Origin of the sequence: Haloarcula mannanilytica, from assembly GCF_005406125.1 — an archaeon.
Lineage (GTDB): Archaea > Halobacteriota > Halobacteria > Halobacteriales > Haloarculaceae > Haloarcula > Haloarcula mannanilytica.
This window is the reverse complement of the sequence record NZ_BIXZ01000002.1, coordinates 364,043-380,790: the sequence shown is the minus strand read 5'-3', so window position 1 is coordinate 380,790 and position 16,748 is coordinate 364,043. Positions and strand designations below refer to the sequence as shown.

Here is a 16,748-nt window from a genome sequence, read left to right as displayed (position 1 = left end):
CTCGCCCTCAGACACTCGCTCGAATGCAAGTGTTCGGGTCGAGCGGCGTCCGGGGTGTCGCGGGCGAGGAGTTGACACCGCGGTACGTCCTGCGGGTTGCACAGGCCGCCGGGGATGTCTGGCGTGAGCATCACGACCGCGTGGCCATCGCCCGGGACACGCGGACGACTGGGCGGACGTTCACGAACGCCGCGACCAGCGGCCTGACAACCGTCGGGTTCGACGTGGACCGGCTCGGCGTCGTCCCGACGCCGGGCCTGCAGGCCTACTGCGAGCGCGAGGGGGTCCCGGGTGTGATGATCACGGCGAGTCACAACCCGGCCGCGTACAACGGCGTGAAGCTCATCGGCGCGGACGGCGTGGAACTGACGCGGGACACGCTCGACCGCGTCGAACACTCGATCCGGGACGACACGCCGACCTACGCGAATTGGGAAACCGTCGGGTCCGACAACGATATCGCCAGCGCTCGCCGCCGCTACCGCGAGCAAGTGCTTTCCGCCGTCGATCGCGACCGCATCGCCGACGCCGACCTCACCGTCGTCGTCGACCCCGGCCACGGTGCCGGGTCGCTCACGAGCCCCGACCTGTTCCGCGAACTCGGCTGTGAGGTCCATACCGTCAACACCCAGCCCGACGGCCACTTCCCCGGCCGCGACCCCGAACCCGTCGCCGAGAACCTCGAAGACCTGCGGGCGTACGTCCGCGCGACCGACGCCGACCTCGGGTTCGCTCACGACGGCGACGCCGACCGCGGGATGTTCGTCGACGAGACCGGAACACACATCGAGGGCGACGCGGCGCTGGCCGCGCTCGCAGCGGCGAAAATCGAGGCCGGCGACGGCGTCGTTTCGGCGGTCAACGCCTCTCAGCGGCTGGTCGACGTGGTTGAGGACGCCGGTGCGACCCTCTCGCTGACACCTATCGGATCGACGTACATCGTCAGCCGCATCCGCAGACTGCAGGACGAGGGCACCCACGTCGCCATCGCCGGCGAGGGCAACGGCGGCATCCTCTTTCCGGACTACCGCATCGCTCGGGACGGCGCGTTCACCGCCGCGAAATTCCTCGAACTCGTCGCCGACCGGCCGGCAAGCGAGGTCGCGGCGGACTACGACGACTACTACAACGTCCGGCGGAACCTCGAATACGAGACCGAAGACGAGCGCGAGGCAATGCTCGAAGGCATCGAATCCCACGCGAACGACGCGACGGCCGACCTCGATACGACGGACGGCTACCGGCTGGACTACGGCGACGGCTGGGTGCTGGCCCGACCGTCCGGGACGGAGCCAGTCGTCCGCGTCTACGCCGAGGCGCGCACGCTCGACCGGGCCGAGGAACTCGCCGAGACGATGGTCAGCCGGGCGACACAGCGAACGGATACCTACAGCGACGAATAAGTGTCCAGCGCGTCCCCGATAGCTGCGCGGGCCTCGCGGGCGGCCGACAGTTCGTCTTCGACAGCGCCGCTCGCCAGTCGCTCGCGTTCTGATTCTGTGAGCTCTGACCGAGCGACAGCGCTCTCGCGGAGGCGCTCGTAGTCCTCCCGCTCTGTGAGTCTCCGCACCTCCCGCAGTGCCGCGACCACGGACTCGTCGGCGAATCGGGCGATGACCGAACGGTACTCCCGACAGAGCCACGGCAGGGCGTCGGCCGACGGCGGCGGCCAGTCGATGCGGACCGGTTCGGCATCGAGCCGCCGGAGATACGTCCGCCGGGTGGCGACGGCGCTCCGCAGCGCCGCCGCGTCGTCGACGTAGTGGTCCAATTTCGAGGCGGAGTAGTCGGCGTACTCCAAGAGTTTCGGAATCGGCTCCCGGCCCGCGTCGTGCTCGCGGACGTACGTCAGGAGTTCCTCGGGTGGTGACTGGAACTCGACCAGCGGGTACGCGTCCGCCCGCTCGATGACCGCCAGCGCGTCCCTGGCCGGCGTATCGTTCCGAAAGTCATCGAACGCCGCTGTGACGGCGTCGTTGTAGCACTCGATTGGCTCACGGAGCCGCTCAACCGGAGCGTCGAGGTCGGCGTCGCCGAGACGCTGGAGCCGTTCCAGTTCGTCGATCCGGTCGCTCAGTTCCTCACGTCGACGACCGGCGTCGGTCCGGGCCTTCTTGTACCGCTCGCGCGCCTCGTCGAGTTCATCGAGCCGCCCGACGAGGTCGCCGACGGGCGACAGCATCTCGCGGGCCTGCTCGAAATCGCTCTCAGTGAGCCGCCGCTGCTGGAGGAAGTCGTCGACTTCTTCGAAGGTATCGCGCTCGGGCAGGTCCTCGGGGAGGTCGTCGGTCAGCGTCCCGACCCGGCCCTGGAACTCCATGAACGCCTCGAAGTCGCCGCCGCCGGTCGCCCGGCCGTCGTAACGCTCCAGCAGTGTCTGCAGTTCGCTGTAGATGTCACGGCAGTCACGCAGGGCGTCGGCACCGACTTCTTCGACGCGTTCCTGTGCCCTGTCGTACGCCTCGGCGGCCCGTTCGAGACGCGCCACGGCGTCGGGAGTGCCGTCGCTGCGTTCGATATCAGTATTGGATCGCGCCATCAGTACACGTCGTCAGGGTCGAACACCTGCTCGCCGACCGTCTCGCCGTCGACGGTGCGGTGGAAACAGGACTCGTAGCCGGTGTGGCAGGCCCCGCCGGTCTGGTCGACGACGTACAGCAGCGCGTCCCCGTCGCAATCGACCCGCACCTCTTCGACGGCCTGCGTGTGGCCGCTCGTCCCCCCTTTGTGCCAGAGCTCGTCGCGGCTGCGGGAGTAGTAGTGAGCCTCCCCCGTCTCGCGGGTCTTCCGGAGGGCTTCTTCGGTGACGTAGGCGAGCATGAGCACCTCACCGGTGTCGGCGTCCTGGGCGACCGCCGGGATGTACTCCTGCTCGTCGAACGCGAGGTCGACCTCGGTCATACTCGGGCTGAAGCGTGTCCGAAAAATAGGTCTTCTGCTCAGGCGACCGCGGTTCGCTATCGCAGGGTATCGGCGAGAGCGTCGGCAAACGCCTCGGGACTCGCGTACCGGCGCTTCGGGTCCGTCGCCATCGCGCGCCGGAAGACTGCATCGACACCAGACGGGAGACCGGTCCCGTCACTCGCAGGGCGGACGGTGCCGTTACGGATCGCATTCGGGAGGGTGGGCTCGCCGCGGAACGGCTCGCGCCCGCAGAGCAGCCGGTACGCGACGGTGCCGAGCTGGTACACCGGCGTCGTCGTCGCGATGGCTCCCGCCAACTGTTCCGGCGCAGTGTAAGGCGTTACCCGGCGGTCGTCGAACGCTGTCCGGACGGCACGTTCGATACCCCATCCGGCGAGCGCTGCGCGTGCCGGCTCATTATGCGAGCGGATTCGGACCGTGCCGGGCGTGATCTCAGTGGCGTACACATCTTGTTGCGCCGCCACGGTTGCCGCCGCCGCGATGTCCTCGATGACGCGGAGCCGCGAGTCAAGCGAGAGAGCGTCAGCGAGCCGTTCAGCCGACCTCTCGCCGGCGTGGTACGCCACCCACGGGCTCGGGCTGACGCCAACGTCGTAGACAGTCGCAACGGTCGGCTCGTCGGAGAGCGCCTGCCAGTCATCGACGCTCGTCACGAACCGTTTGGCTGCGGTGCGGTCGTCACTGCGGTCCGGGTCCAGCAACGCGATGAGGGCCTCCTCCCCGTCGGTCCACTTTCCACGGTAGCGGTGGACGTATCCGGCTGTATCGAGTTCCTCGAGTTGCGTGAGGTCCGGAATCGCGGCCATCAGCGTGCTGGACGGCGTCGCTGGCCCAATGTCAGGTGGGTCTGGGTCTGTTTCGCCATTCTCGTCTGTCGGCGTCTCCTCCGCGGATTTCGCCGGAAGCCGTTCGCGGTCGAACCGGACGCCCGACTCCGCGATGCCGTGGCGGAGGAAGCGATGTTCGACCGTCGTTTCGGTCGTTCCGTCCCCATCGCGGACTACCAGCCGCTTGAAATCGTACTCTCGCAGGACGGTCTTGCCGGTCTCGTAGGCCGATTCGAGGTCGGACGCGGCGTGGAAGACGACTGGCTCGCCGTCGGGGACGACCACCCACGCGTCGAGCATCCGGCTCCATTCGACCACGAGGCGCTCGAACAGTTCGTTCCAATAGATATCCCCGACGATGTCGGGGGCGTCCCACCGCAGGAGACAGGGGTGGCGGTCGGCGTTCATCCGTCCCTGTCCTGCTCGCATCGCGTCGATTCGGCGGTCATACGCGGCGAAGGTCGTCACGTCGGCCTGGTCGCGGCGATACTCCCTGACCAGCCATTCCCCGTCGGCTTCGATGAGTTCGAGCGGCGGCCGACAGGGCGGGCGCGGAACGGCCTCGGAGCCGACACCGGTGGACGTGCGACGAGTCCCGTTGTCGCTCATCCGATGGCGACACCCCGCAAGCGTCGCTGCGGTTCTCCCCCGATACGACTGTCTACCCCCAGAACCCCGTCCATGTTAGCTACGAGATACTACAGTTTATTTTCATATAAAAACTCTCTGCTGAGAGAATGTTCGTCCTGACTGTGTCAGGCCAGTCCGACCATCTGCAACAGCGAGAACAGCACGTCGCCGTAGGTGAGCGAGACGACCAGCCCGGCGAACATCGGAACGAGGAACGGAATTCCGGGGGAGATCCACACCTCGTCTTCTTCGACGAGCACCTCCAGTCCGTCCCGGAGTTGGTCCGGTGACGTGCCGTAGGCCGAGTGGTCGATGTCGTTCAGGAACCGCTCGGCACCCCAGGGGTCGTCGATGGTGTCAGTGTTGTCAGCCACAGCCTGCGCCGAAGCGTCGTCACCGCCCGACTTGTCCACGTCGTTGGCCACGGGATCACCGCCGTCGGTCGCCAGCGAGCCGTCGCCGGGGTCGTTCGGAACCCGCGGCAGCGAGGTCGGCAGCCGATGTTGGTCGGGGTCGGCGCGGATGTCAGCGAGCGAGCAGTCGCGCCACTGGAGATACATCCGGAGCGCGTCGAGGTCGAGACCGCTGCGGTCGAACCCATCGGGCGATTCGAGCAGGCGACCGTACTCCGCAGTCACCTGCTTGACGGGGACGGGGCGGCCGATGAACATCGCCAGCGAAAAGCGTCCCCTGGCGAGGTTGCCGGCGGCGACGGCCAGCGGATAGATGATCCCGGCGAGGACGGTGTTCGAAAGCACCGTCAGCGAGAAGACACCGACAGCGGTCTGCTGGAGCGGGAGTGCGACGGTCGGCAGGTAGTACACTGGATAGGCGGGAAAGAGAACGGCGATAAGCATGAACGCCTTCGCGTCGGCCCCGCCGAAGCCACCAATGAGCCAGAAGCCATACGACAGCGGGATAACGAAGCCGAGGCTGATCGCGACCCTGATGAAAAACAGCCGCTGGCCGACCGCCGTCGGGCCGGTCCAGACGGTGTAGGCGTCCCACAGCAGGAGGACGACCGCCAATACCGCCAGCGGAGTCCAGGTCCGGTTGGGCACCCGGCGAGTTTTCACGTCGCGGTAGGCTGCCCACCCGAACACCGGGACGGCGACCAGCCGAAGCAGGTCCGGTATCGACCCGAGCACGGCTATATGCAACATAGCACAGCCCCTAATGGTTCCGATACGACGGTTGTGAAAAGCGGGTGCTACCCGAGAAAGGAAATGTAGTGCGCTGCAGACCCCGCGTTAGATGACGCGGTTCTGCAGGTAATCGAGGTGCTTGGCGTTGTAGACGATCTTGACCTCGTCGGCGTCCGGACTGCCGATACAGGTCAGGCGAACGTTCTTGTCTTCGACTTCCTCGTCGCTGAGGATCTGCTGCATGTCCATGTCGATGTCGCCTTCGAGGACGATGGCGGCACAGTTCGCACAGGCCCCGGCGCGACACGAGAAGGGCCAGTCATAGCCCTGGGCCTCGGCGGCCTCAAGGATGTACTCGCCTTCGTTCACTTCAAGGGACCCGTAGTCCTCGTCAGAGAGGTCCATGTCGGACGCCTCTGCGAAGACGTCGTCGTCGTACATGTCCCAGCCGTTATCGTCCACTACTTCGTAGTTAAGGTACTCTACCGTGGGCATCACCTGACGGGTTCGAACCCCGCCCTGTTAGACTTTGCCCTTCGGGTTTAGGCCGTGCAAAATAATGAGGGACAACGCGGGGATTCGTCGGAGAATCGGTGCCGTCGGTTGGAGAATGGTCACCGCTCAGGCGATTGGCAGGAACCGGAACACCAGATACGCCGCGAGCGTCGCAATCGAGGGGACGATGTTCTGGAGGAAAATCACTCTGGCAGTGGTCCCGGGCTCGAACAGGTCTGACGCCGACGGGATGTCCTCTCGGGACTCCTCGCCGATGGGTTCGGTCTCGGCCGGTTTCGGCGTCCCCTTCTTGCCGCCGACGGTCGGCGCGTCCGCGGCTTCCGCATCGGTGGTCAGCGCACCGACAGAGGCAACGGGCGTCTCGCCCTGCACAGTGTCGGAGAGGCTCGTCGTTCGCGTCGCCCGGCCCCAGCCGAGGCCGACGATGCTCATCGTGGCGATAATGACGAAACTCGCCGGGATACCCAGCGCGGAGAGGAAGGTGACGATAGTGGAGGCGACCGCCGCGACGACGATGGCGGCCACCAGCGGGAGGTCGGTCAGATCGTTGCCGACCGTGTCCATCGTCCGACGGGCGATGGTAAAGGCACCGAGGCCGATGGCCCCGCCGCCGAGCAGGATAGCCGGGTACATCTCCAGCGAGCCGTTACCCACGAGGGGGGCGACGGCGTTGGCGACGTTCGACGCGCCCGCTGAGAAGGCCATATAACAGCCGATACCGATGACGACGACGGTGCCAACGAACTCACGCGGCGTCGTGTTCTCGCCGAGGCTGGGCCGTGGAACAGCCCCCGACCGGTCGAAATCGAGCAGCGCGCCTTCGCTCTGGGAGACGGCGAACCACTCGACGAGTCTGGGGTAGAAGTACCGCCCGATGACGCCGCTGACCCAGAAGGCGATGATCGGCGAGACGAGCCACCAGGAGACGATTTCGAGCATCAGCGCGGCGTTCAGCGTCCCGCGAGCGAGGCCGAGGCCCGCGATGGCGCCGACGGCCGTCATCGAGGTCGACGCCGGGACGCCGACCACGTTCGAGAGAAACAGCGCAACGCCGATGAAAAACAGGACGACGATGCTAATCAGCGGCGAGAACTGCGTCGCAACGAGGTCGCTCCCGAGGCTTTCGACGACTTCCGGGCCGACGATGAGTCCCCCAGCTAGGGCGAAGATAGTCATCAGGGCCGCCGCCGAGAGCTTCGAGAGCGTGTTCGACCCGACGGCAGGCCCGAACGCGACACCCGTCGAAGACCCCCCAATATTGAACCCGACGAAGATAGCCACCAGAACGCCGAGGGCAAAGAGAAGTTCGACCATACAGGTGCCAGTCCCTCACCCCGTTAAAACGTACCGAACGGATAATGCGTCTAGCGCCGGCGACAGCCGCTAGCGGGACCGCTCGTCCGAGCCGCTGTCGGTGGTGCTGGACTCGCCACCCTCGTCAGCGAGGTGTTCGTCGTCGGCCGGCATGGTCTCCTCGACTTCGCTCGCTGTCTCTTCGACTTCACTCGCCGTCCGCTTGGCCGCTTCGGCTTCCTCCGTGACCGACTCAGCGGTCTGTTTCGCATCGCTGGTCTTGTCTTTCACTTCAGTCGTCTTGTCCTTGACCTCGGTCGTCTTGTCTTTCGTCTCCGTGGCTTTGTTCTTGACTTCGGCTGTCTTGTCTTTCACTTCAGTCGTCTTGTCCTTGACCTCGGTCGTCTTGTCCTTGACTTCGGTCACCTTCTCGGCGGCGTCCTCGTCGCCGGTCTTGGTCGCGGTCTGTTCAACTTCGTCAGCCGTCTGTTCGACCTCATCGGCCGTCTGCTCGACCTCGTCGACGGTCTGTTCAACTTCGTCAGCCGTCTGTTCGACCTCGTCCGCGGTTTTCTCGACATCGTCCGCCGTCTGCTCGACATCTTCGGCGGCCTCGTCGACCGTTTCCGCAGCGTCCTCGACCTCGTCGGCGGTGGTCTCTAGCTCCTCGGCTGTCGTTTCCAGTTGTTCGGCGGCCGCTTCGAGTTCAGCGGCCTTCGTGGCGACATCCTCGTTCGTCCGTTCGAGGACGTTCGCGAGGACGAGAAACTGCAGCAAGCCGACGACGACAAAAGCCGAAATGGCGACGCTGGCGGCGGTCGCAAGCATCGACACCGCCCCGGCACCGAGCGGCAGGACGCCGAACTCGGCCAACCCCCAGGCCAGCGCCAGGCCGACGGCGACGACCAGGACAGCCTGTTCGAACAGCCGATATTCGCGCTCGTAGGGCCCGAACATGATTGCTTCGAGCCGACGGGCCAGCGGTGTGAGAACGAGTGTAGCAGTAACCATGGCGGACCTTTCCCATCACGCCGTAAAAGGATGGGGGTACGCCGGGTCAGACAGCCGTCTCCACGTATCGGACCGACACGCTTTCGACGGCCGCCGCCGGACCACCGGCCATGTTCCCCGAGTTCGAGGTCGTCCCCGCGGTCGACATGCAGGACGGACAGGTGGTCCAACTGGTCGGCGGCGAACGCGGCACGGAGAAGACCTACGGCGACCCGGTCGAGGCCGCACAGCGGTGGGTCGACGCCGGCGCGCGGACGCTCCATCTGGTCGACCTCGACGGTGCGTTCGAGGGCGAGCGACAGAACGCTGCGGCCATCGACGCCGTCCTAGATGCGGTGGGGACCGACGTGGACGTGCAACTGGGCGGTGGCATCCGGACCGCCGAGGACGCCATCTCGCTACTGGACCGCGGGCTGGACCGCGTCATCCTCGGTACGGCGGCCGTCGAGACGCCGGAAATCGTCCGCGAGATCAGCGACGAACACCCCGGCAGTGTACTCGTGAGCCTCGACGCGAAGGACGGCGAAGTCGTGGTGTCGGGGTGGACCGAGGGCACTGGCCTGGACCCCGCCGAGGCCGCGGCCCGCTACGCCGACCTCGGAGCCGGCGGCATCCTCTTTACCGACGTGGACGTGGAGGGGCAACTGGAAGGAGTCCGAACCGACCCAGTCCGCCGGCTGGTCGACAGCGTCGACATCCCGGTCATCGCAAGCGGCGGCGTAGCGACTATCGATGACGTGCTGGCGCTGCGGTCTGCGGGGGCCGCCGCCGTCGTCGTCGGCAGCGCTCTCTACGAGGGGCAGTTTACGCTTGAAGCGGCGATAGACGCGCTGGCCGACACTTAGTCAAGCGAGACGAACGGTAGCGTGGCCCGAGAGTCGGTGCTGTAGGCCAGCGCGTCGGCCTGGCTGACGCCCTCAGGCGTCGTCAGGTCCATGATGAGCGGGGCGTTCTCGACCGCCCCGGGTTTCGCACCGCCGAAGACGTAGCCCTGTGCCGTCTCCGCGACTGAACGGAGCGACCCGCGGTCCTCGGACTGCACCATCGCGACGACCTCCAAGTCAGCAGCGTCCGCGCCGCCGACGGCCTCGCGGTCGAGGCTGATCGTGACAGTGCCAGCATCAGCGTCGACGGCCTCGCCGAGCGAAACGACATCTCCATCGGCGTCGGTCAGCGCCGCGCCGCTGGCGTCGACCGCACTTTTCGAGAAGCCGCTGATTTCGATGCGGTACTGCCACGGCGCTTCGAAGTCGACGTTCGCGCCGATGTCGTCAAGACTACTCGTCGTCCCGGTGTCCGCGCTCGGGTCGCGGAGCCAGAGGACGAACCACTGCGGCGAGAAGTTTCGGCTGCTGCCGAAAGCGTCGTAGAGATTCGCCACCTCGAAGGTAAACCGGTGAAGGCTCGGCGTTTGTTCGATTGTCAGCGACTCCAGGTCGAATGCGCCCGACCGGAACGCGTCGGCGGTCGGGTAGGTGTATCCGCCGGGGCCGTAGTCGTCGCCGGACGGGTCGGTGAGTTCGGCCACCGTTGCCGGGGGCTTGACCGTCACCGTCGCGCTAGCAAGCACTGTCCCGTCCGGGAGCGCCACCGTCACGTCGTACTCGCCAGCCGTGTCGATACTGTAGCCGAACTCGTAGGTGGCGTCGCCAGCGTTGGGCGGGAAGCGGACGTTCTCCGTCCGGACGAACTCGCCGTCGACGTGGAGTTCCGTCGTCGTCCCGCCGATGAACGCCCCGTTGTTGCTCCCAGTGGCCTGGATAAACGACTCCTGAATGAACACCTCGTCACCGATGTGAACATCGAAGTCCTGTTCGGGCCGCTCGTACTCGGGCAGGTCGTTGATCTCCTGGCCCTGCGCCCGGCGGAAGCGGACAGCCGTGCCGCCGCTGCCGACCATCGACGCCAGCAAGGTCGTCCCCGGCGTGACGATAGCTTCATCGACGCGAACGTCGCTCAGATTCTCGTCGTAGGCTGCGTCGATGCCATCGGCGTAGATCTCGGCGACGTATTTGGGACCGTTGGGAGCCCCACCGTTGCCGTTTCCGTTGTTTCCATTGCCGTTTCCGTCGCTATTCCCCGGTCCCTGCCCGTTGCTGTCCGAAGCGGGAGAGAGGAAATCGAGCGGCACGTCGAGTGCACGGCCACCCTCGTCGGTCATCGTGCCGAGATACCACTCGCCGTCTTTCTGCCGGGCCGTGACCATGTAATCGCCGATTTCGGCGTCGACGACGCGCGTGTTGTCCCAACCGGCGGCCGGCACGTCTTCGATGAACTGGAACGCGTCGACGGTTTCACCGCGGATGGGAGCCGTCTCGGGCGCGGGCATCGACACGCCGGACTCCGTGACGGCCATCGAGTCGAGGTTGAAGCCACCGATGTCTTGGTTTGTCAGCGAAAGCGCGATTTCGTCTTCGTCGCCGGACAGCGAGACGGTCGTCGAGACGCTCTCCCAGACATTCCAGTATTCAGTGGGCGGGAACGTGACCTGACCGGCCTCGCTGCCGTTGACCAGCACCGTCGCAGTGCGGTCGGTATCCGGCGCGACGGCGTTCTCCTCAGCGTCGCTGGCGTAGCGGAAGTGAACGTCGTACTCGCCCGCACTGGCGTCTTCGACTGTCCACGAGACGGTTGCACCGGGCGAAGCGCTGTTGGGGTCGATGGCGACATACTGCTCGCCCTGGGCGTTGGCCCAGCGGGCGGCCGTCGAGAAGCCCTCGATGTCGCCCCACTCGGCCTGTGCGACCTCGCCGACGGCGGCCATCGATGGCTGGTCAGCCAGGTAGGAACTGGGGAGGTCAGCAGCCATCTGGAGGCCGCTGAAGTATGTCGGGTACATCGCTAGCTGCTTGGCGCGGGTAGATTCGATGCCGCCCGACCCCGAGTCCATATCGAAGATGCCCGGCGTGTACTCGACCGGACCGCCCAGCATTCGTGTGAAGGGGAACGTGACGTGGTGCTCGGGGCTCACGTCGCCGAAGGAATCGTACTCCTGACCTTTGACCCCCTCGCGGGTCAGCAGGTTCGGGTACGTCCGCCGGCGGCCGGTCGGGTGAATCGGCTCGTGCATGTCAAGCATCTGCCGGTTGGCCGCCGCGGTCTCTGCGACCAGCGTGTGGTGGTTGACCAGCACCTGATTGTGATGATTGAACCCCTCGCCTGCGAGGTCGCCGCTGTCGGAGACGTAGCCGTTCTTGATGGTCCGGATACCGAGGTCGTCGTACAGCGAGAACGCCTCGTCGAGCTGTGACTCGTAGTTCTTGAAATCGCCGGCTGTCTCGTTGTGCATCGTCATCTGGGTCGGCGAGTCGAGGCTCGGCCCGTAGTCGGTGACTTCCTCCAGGTCGAAGTCGGGATACGGTTCGGTGAAGTCGAAGTCGCTGCCGTCGCCGGGATAGCTCGACCAGCCCTCGTTCCACCCTTCAACGAGGACGCCGGGGATATCGTGCTCGCTGGCGAAATCCATGTACTGCTTGGCGCGGCCGGTCTGTGCGCCGTGGTTCCCGGTGACGGTGCCGTCGTCGTTCGTCGTGTACTCCCACTGCGCGCGGCCGGTGATCATCAGCCACCAAACGCCGATGAACTTCTGGGGTTCGATCCAGTCCACGCCCTGAATGAACACGTCCTCGTCGTAGTCCTGGTTGAGGTTCACCACCAGATTCGACTCGATGAGGTCGCCGGCGCTAGTCCCGACCTGAATCGTCCGCCACGGGGAGACGTGCGGCGCCGATGCGGAGACTTTCGTCCCGTCCGGTAGCGGCGCGAGCGTCGATTCGAATGTCGTGTCGCCGGCATCCGATGGCGTGAGCGCGAGCGACGCGTAATCCGTGAGGTCGGCCTCGTGAACGGCGAGATAGCGCCCGTCGTCGGTCCGCATCGTCATGGGCGTGTGGACGCCGTCGAAGTCAGTGCCGTCAAGTTTGCCAGCGACCTCGCTCAGCGGCGTCTCCTCGTACTCCACCTCGAAGTTGTTGTAGTCGTTGGGAATCCACCACGAGGTGTAGTCCCCGCCGAAGTTGTACTCGGTCCGCTCGGACGTGATTACGAACTGGTCGCCGAAGGGCTCCCCGAAGATGAATCGGAAGCCGACGCCGTCGTCGAACACCCGGAAGACGAGTGTCCCGAACCGCTCCGGCCCGGACGACTCCGCGACCCCCAGCCGGAGTTCCATGTACCGCTCCTCGATCTCGTCGTAGCGGTCCCAGACCGGCGTCCAGGTGGTATCGACCTCGGTTCGCTCGCTCCCAGTGACTGCAAGGTCGGAGCCGAACGCGTCCTGATTCTGGAACTCGAAGCCCAGTTCGGAGTCAGCGATGAGCGTTGTCCCGTCGTGTGCAACCTCGTATGTCACGACGCCGTCGGTAACATCCACGGTGAGAGTTACCGCCCCGTCAGGCGATGAGACGGTCTGTGTGGCCGAGTCGTCGCCATCTGTCACCTGCGCGGCAGCGTCCTCGGACACGGAAACCGAGAACGCCGACGCGGCGAGGAGCGAACCGACGCCCCCGAGGAACTGTCTTCGACTCTGTTGAGATTTGGGAGGTGATTGTTCGTCAAACATCACCAATCCTCTCAAACGGATAATAAATAAAAGTTAACCCAGATTACAGTTAGTCTTTTGCGGTTCGTCAAATCGAGCATGATATAGAAGGCCATTTCATCCGTTGAGCAGCTGTCGCGACGGAACGAAACAGGACAAAAACTGCGTCGTTTTACCGCAAGCGACTACCGGTCAGCCGTCAATCGAGTCACCTGTGCTGACGTGCATCCCGACGAACTGCCACTCGCGTGCCCCGCCGGTGGCTTCGAGGGCCCCGCTCCAGCGGGTGTCGTACTCGTGGCGGACCTTCCCCTCGGCGTCGGTCCAGCACAGTGTCACGTCGTCGCTAAACCACGCGTAGCCGTCGCGTTCCGTGACCCGGAGCGCGCTGCTGTCGACAGTCCAGTCTCTCGTCGTCTCTGTCTGCGCTCGCAGTCCCTCCCTGATAGCGTCGGTCCCGACCAACTGTTCGGAGATGCCGAATTTGACGACTGAGCGGTCCGTATCCGGGGCGAAGAACGGACCGAGCGGCTCGCCGGCCCGAAGCGCCGCGTAGTAGGCCTCGATAGTCTCCCTGGCGTTCATGCGCTTCCGTACAGTGTCAAACCACTTCACTGATCCACCTAGTGGCTGGCAGTGACATCCTCCGCAGGCTGGCTGGGCAGCGGACTAGCCGAAAGTAGCCGAGTTAGAGGGCGTCTGCGAGGTCCTCGGCGAAGTAGGTGAGAATCAGGTCCGCGCCGGCGCGCTTGATGGACAGCAGCGACTCGGAGGCGACCGATTCGAGGTCGAGCCAGCCCTTCTCGGCGGCGGCGTGGAGCATCGCGTACTCGCCGGAGACGTTGTAGGCGGCGACGGGGTGGTCATAGGACTCTCGAATTTCCTTCACGATGTCCAGGTACGGCAGCGCAGGCTTGACCATCAGCACGTCCGCACCCTGCTCGACATCCAGGTCGACCTCGCGGCGGGCCTCGCGTGCGTTCGCAGGGTCCATCTGGTAGTGCCGGCGGTCACCGAAGGCCGGCGCGCCGTCCGCGGCGTCCCGGAACGGGCCGTAGAAGGCCGACTCGTACTTCGCGGCGTAGCTCATGATCGGTACGTCGGTGTTGCCCTGCGCGTCTAAGGCCTCCCGGATCGCGCCGACCATCCCGTCTATCATCCCCGACGGCGCGACCATGTCGGCCCCGGCCGCGGCGTGGCTCGCGGCAATTTTCCCCAGCAGGTCTAACGTCTCGTCGTTGCGCACCGTCAGCCGCGGGTCCTCGGCGGCGTCGTCTTCGAGAACGCCACAGTGGCCGTGATCGGTGTACTCACAGAGGCAGACATCCGTGATGACGTAGGCGTCGGTTTCGCTGGTGATCCGGCGGGTCGCCTCTTGCACGACGCCGTCCTCGGCCCAGGCGCGGCTCCCGCGCTCGTCTTTCGACTCGGGGACACCGAACAGCATCACCGCTTCGACGCCGGTTTCGCGGATTTCCTCGACGCGGTCGACCGCTTCATCGACGGGGACCCGTTCGTGGCCCGGCATCGTCTCGATGGGAACGCGCTCGTCGGTCGTCGCGTCGACGAACACCGGCGCGATGAGGTCCGACGCCGAGAGGTCCGTCTCGCGCACCAGCGGTCGCACGCCGTCGGTCCGCAGGCGGCGCGGGCGCTGTGTCAGGTTCATACCGATGTCTCCGGCCGTCCGCGGCATGAACCCACCGCTTGCGGCGGCCGTCGTACTGCGGGCGGCGAGACGCGCCGTTCGCTGGCCGTGATACAAAGTGTCACGCAACCACGAGAACTATAACGGTCCCGTCACCACATTCGGCCGATGCCCTCCGACGACAGCGACTCCGTGACTGAGCAGCTGCACGACTTCCTCGACGGCCTCGGCTTCGCGGACCTGACACCCGACTACCGCGACGAGCGCGACGCCGCCAACGACGCCATCGACGCGGCCTTCGACCCGCTACCCGCGGAACTTGCCGAGGACCCGGACCTCGCGGAGGTCAACAAGGTCAACGTCCACGACGACGGCGACGACATCCTCGTCCCCGTGGTGACGTTCCTGTTCGAAGACGCCGGCGAGCCCGACCGCGATACCGTCTGGTCGTTCCTCGGGCGCGCGCTGGAGTCGGTGCACGAGCCCTTCGCCGACTCACACATCCGCCACTACGACTTCCAGTTCGCGTACGCCCACGAAGAGGAGGACGCGGTCATCTACTGCCGAATCGCCGTCAATCCACCGCTCGTAGAGCGATACCTGACCGAGCCGGAGTTCGACCTCGATTCGCTCCGAGCGGCCGTCGCCGAACGCGACAACGGCGACGACGAGATTCCGCCGGTCGACTGGATGCCGTTCGACGCCGAGTCGATGGGCACGGGCGCGTACAGCGGCGGGCAGGCGGCCATCGCGGCTCACTGCGCCGGAGCCAGCGCGGGCGCGGCCGCCGCGTGCGCAGGGACCGCAGCGGGAGCCGGCGGGGCCGCGGGCTGTGGCGGCGCGGGCGGTGGCATGTAGGCCCGCTCACTCGCCGTCTACCGTCTCTATCCGCTCGTAGAGCCAGGCCGCCGCGTCGGCGACGACCGCCGGGTCGTCGCCGGAAATCTTCACCCGCCCCGGCGTGTCGTCCTTGCGGGGGTAGCTCCCGACGGCCACGTCGAACTGCTCGCGGGCCGCCGTGATGTGGCTGACGAGCGCACCCTCGGGCGCAGGCGTGTGCATCGTCTCGGTCGTCCGGTCGCCGTCGAACTCGTCGGCGACGGTCTCGTACATCGCCTTCAGTTCCTCGGGGATGCCCGGGAACACGTACACGCGGTCGATGACACAGCCGGCGGCGAAGCTCTCGTCGGTCAGCAGCGCCTGGCCGCCCTCGGGGACTGCCGCCCACGCGTCGAGGTCGAGGTCCATGTCGTAGCGGTCGACCATCTCGGGGTTGTCCTCGGCGAACTGCTCGGCCTTCGCTTCGAGGTGTGCCCGCACGTCGTCGGGGACGACGAGGTCGCGGCCAAAGGCCCGCGCGACCCCGGCCTTCGTCACATCGTCGGGCGTCCCGCCGATGCCGCCGGTGACAATGACCGCGTCGAAGGCGTCGTGATACCGCGCGACAGCGTCGGCGATGACTCCCTCGTCGTCGGGCACAGTCAGGACGCGGGTGACGCTCGCCCCGGCAGCCGTGAGTTGGCGGCCCAGCCACGACGCGTTCGTGTTCTCCGTATCTCCGGCCAGCAGTTCGTCTCCGACAGTGAGCAGTGCGACATCCATTATCCCGCCGTGAGGGCCTGTCGGTGGTAAGCGTTTGGCCGACTGGGAAACCAATCTCCCGAGTTCACTGCGCTGTACCGATACGAACTCGTACTAATGGCATATAATGACATTATATCCAGTCTAGCCATATGCCGGTAACATACATATACTGTGCCGTGCTAACTGAGATCATGGTACTTGTCAGCAATTGCGTCGACTGCCTCAAACCCGTCGACCCGGACCGGCACCGCCCGTCGAACACAGATAGCGAGGAACCCGAGACACGCCCCTGGGAAGTGACAGACTGACTCGTCGCGCCGACGGTGATCAGCGCGACGTACACAGCCATGTCAGTGTCCCGTCAAACGTAACATACCGGGTCAGTCGTTACTCCTCGGATAGCTCGGCTTCGAGTGCCTCGACCTTGCGTTCGAGTTCGGAGATGCGCCGCTCGTAGCCGCGCTTGCCGTCGAGGAAGTTGTAGACGAGCACCATGCCGGCGGCCGGCAGTCCGACGTACACCGCCAGTACGACGACCATGACGACCAGTTCCGTTGCGCCGGGTAACCCCGGAATCAGGAGGAGGGCCATAGCGGCCCTTCCCCGCTCACCTACTTGGGGATTTACAT

Annotated in this window: 15 protein-coding genes; 3 read left to right on the top strand and 12 right to left on the bottom strand. The window is 65.7% G+C overall.

Features of this window, described 5'->3' with window-relative positions; all coding sequences use genetic code 11:
- Positions 1-23: 23 nt before the first annotated feature.
- Positions 24-1,403 carry a phosphoglucosamine mutase gene (gene glmM / locus Harman_RS09065; protein ID WP_137683477.1) on the top strand — a complete coding sequence of 460 codons (1,380 nt, stop codon included), beginning with the start codon at positions 24-26 and terminating at the stop codon, positions 1,401-1,403.
- Here glmM and Harman_RS09060 read toward each other — a convergent pair.
- The 7 genes from Harman_RS09060 to Harman_RS09030 all read right to left on the bottom strand — a co-directional run bounded on the left by Harman_RS09060 (position 1,388) and on the right by Harman_RS09030 (position 8,347).
- The gene (locus tag Harman_RS09060) at positions 1,388-2,539 is read right to left on the bottom strand and encodes a DUF7118 family protein (protein ID WP_137683476.1); all 1,152 of its coding nucleotides are present in this window, start codon (positions 2,537-2,539) and stop codon (positions 1,388-1,390) included. The two genes, glmM and Harman_RS09060, sit on opposite strands and share 16 nt — an antisense overlap.
- Complete coding sequence (gene hisI / locus Harman_RS09055; protein ID WP_008307361.1) at positions 2,539-2,901, bottom strand: phosphoribosyl-AMP cyclohydrolase; 363 nt, start codon at positions 2,899-2,901, stop codon at positions 2,539-2,541. Before hisI ends, Harman_RS09060 begins: the two co-directional genes overlap by 1 nt.
- Positions 2,902-2,957: 56 nt before the next feature.
- Positions 2,958-4,361: a hypothetical protein gene (locus tag Harman_RS09050; RefSeq protein WP_137683475.1), complete on the bottom strand. Its 1,404-nt coding sequence runs from the start codon at positions 4,359-4,361 to the stop codon at positions 2,958-2,960.
- A gap of 146 nt (positions 4,362-4,507) precedes the next feature.
- Complete coding sequence (locus Harman_RS09045; RefSeq protein WP_137683760.1) at positions 4,508-5,530, bottom strand: A24 family peptidase; 1,023 nt, start codon at positions 5,528-5,530, stop codon at positions 4,508-4,510.
- Positions 5,531-5,632: 102 nt separating this feature from the next.
- Positions 5,633-6,022 carry a ferredoxin Fer1 gene (fer1, locus tag Harman_RS09040; RefSeq protein ID WP_137683474.1) on the bottom strand — a complete coding sequence of 130 codons (390 nt, stop codon included), beginning with the start codon at positions 6,020-6,022 and terminating at the stop codon, positions 5,633-5,635.
- 126 nt (positions 6,023-6,148) lie between these two features.
- Positions 6,149-7,357, bottom strand: a complete 1,209-nt coding sequence (locus tag Harman_RS09035; protein WP_137683473.1) for an inorganic phosphate transporter — start codon at positions 7,355-7,357, stop codon at positions 6,149-6,151.
- Between the two features lie 69 nt (positions 7,358-7,426).
- Entirely contained in the window at positions 7,427-8,347 is a 921-nt protein-coding gene (locus Harman_RS09030) for a hypothetical protein (protein WP_137683472.1), read from the bottom strand.
- A gap of 110 nt (positions 8,348-8,457) precedes the next feature.
- On the opposite strand from Harman_RS09030, the gene hisA reads away from it, so the two are divergent.
- Positions 8,458-9,192: a 1-(5-phosphoribosyl)-5-[(5-phosphoribosylamino)methylideneamino]imidazole-4-carboxamide isomerase gene (gene hisA, locus Harman_RS09025; protein WP_137683471.1), complete on the top strand. Its 735-nt coding sequence runs from the start codon at positions 8,458-8,460 to the stop codon at positions 9,190-9,192.
- Here the strand turns inward: hisA and Harman_RS09020 are convergent.
- The 3 genes from Harman_RS09020 to hemB form a co-directional block, all read right to left on the bottom strand.
- A complete protein-coding gene (locus tag Harman_RS09020; protein WP_137683470.1) occupies positions 9,189-12,908 on the bottom strand; it encodes a glycoside hydrolase family 97 catalytic domain-containing protein in 3,720 nt (1,239 codons plus the stop codon). The two genes, hisA and Harman_RS09020, sit on opposite strands and share 4 nt — an antisense overlap.
- A gap of 171 nt (positions 12,909-13,079) precedes the next feature.
- Complete coding sequence (locus Harman_RS09015) at positions 13,080-13,472, bottom strand: nuclear transport factor 2 family protein (RefSeq protein ID WP_137683469.1); 393 nt, start codon at positions 13,470-13,472, stop codon at positions 13,080-13,082.
- Between the two features lie 103 nt (positions 13,473-13,575).
- Positions 13,576-14,556 carry a porphobilinogen synthase gene (gene hemB, locus Harman_RS09010; protein ID WP_137683468.1) on the bottom strand — a complete coding sequence of 327 codons (981 nt, stop codon included), beginning with the start codon at positions 14,554-14,556 and terminating at the stop codon, positions 13,576-13,578.
- Between the two features lie 147 nt (positions 14,557-14,703).
- Between hemB and Harman_RS21225 the strand changes: the two genes are divergently transcribed.
- On the top strand, positions 14,704-15,393 hold the full coding sequence (locus tag Harman_RS21225; protein ID WP_160140679.1) for a hypothetical protein: 690 nt from the start codon (positions 14,704-14,706) through the stop codon (positions 15,391-15,393).
- A gap of 6 nt (positions 15,394-15,399) precedes the next feature.
- Here the strand turns inward: Harman_RS21225 and Harman_RS09000 are convergent, their stop codons facing one another.
- A complete protein-coding gene (locus Harman_RS09000) occupies positions 15,400-16,137 on the bottom strand; it encodes a competence/damage-inducible protein A (protein WP_137683467.1) in 738 nt (245 codons plus the stop codon).
- A 369-nt stretch (positions 16,138-16,506) separates the two neighbouring features.
- Positions 16,507-16,710, bottom strand: coding sequence for a hypothetical protein (locus Harman_RS08995; protein ID WP_137683466.1), 204 nt, complete (start codon positions 16,708-16,710; stop codon positions 16,507-16,509).
- Positions 16,711-16,748 lie beyond the last annotated feature (38 nt).

Coding starts and splice junctions, on each gene's coding strand:
- Harman_RS09050 (WP_137683475.1), bottom strand. CDS start 4,361: ATGAGCGACAACGGGACTCGTCGCACGTCCACCGGTGTCGGCTCCGAG.
- Harman_RS09000 (WP_137683467.1), bottom strand. CDS start 16,137: ATGGATGTCGCACTGCTCACTGTCGGAGACGAACTGCTGGCCGGAGAT.
- Harman_RS09035 (WP_137683473.1), bottom strand. CDS start 7,357: ATGGTCGAACTTCTCTTTGCCCTCGGCGTTCTGGTGGCTATCTTCGTC.
- Harman_RS09015 (WP_137683469.1), bottom strand. CDS start 13,472: ATGAACGCCAGGGAGACTATCGAGGCCTACTACGCGGCGCTTCGGGCC.
- Harman_RS09030 (WP_137683472.1), bottom strand. CDS start 8,347: ATGGTTACTGCTACACTCGTTCTCACACCGCTGGCCCGTCGGCTCGAA.
- hisI (WP_008307361.1), bottom strand. CDS start 2,901: ATGACCGAGGTCGACCTCGCGTTCGACGAGCAGGAGTACATCCCGGCG.
- fer1 (WP_137683474.1), bottom strand. CDS start 6,022: ATGCCCACGGTAGAGTACCTTAACTACGAAGTAGTGGACGATAACGGC.
- glmM (WP_137683477.1), top strand. CDS start 24: ATGCAAGTGTTCGGGTCGAGCGGCGTCCGGGGTGTCGCGGGCGAGGAG.
- Harman_RS08995 (WP_137683466.1), bottom strand. CDS start 16,710: ATGGCCCTCCTCCTGATTCCGGGGTTACCCGGCGCAACGGAACTGGTC.
- Harman_RS09060 (WP_137683476.1), bottom strand. CDS start 2,539: ATGGCGCGATCCAATACTGATATCGAACGCAGCGACGGCACTCCCGAC.
- hisA (WP_137683471.1), top strand. CDS start 8,458: ATGTTCCCCGAGTTCGAGGTCGTCCCCGCGGTCGACATGCAGGACGGA.
- Harman_RS09020 (WP_137683470.1), bottom strand. CDS start 12,908: ATGTTTGACGAACAATCACCTCCCAAATCTCAACAGAGTCGAAGACAG.
- hemB (WP_137683468.1), bottom strand. CDS start 14,556: ATGAACCTGACACAGCGCCCGCGCCGCCTGCGGACCGACGGCGTGCGA.
- Harman_RS21225 (WP_160140679.1), top strand. CDS start 14,704: ATGCCCTCCGACGACAGCGACTCCGTGACTGAGCAGCTGCACGACTTC.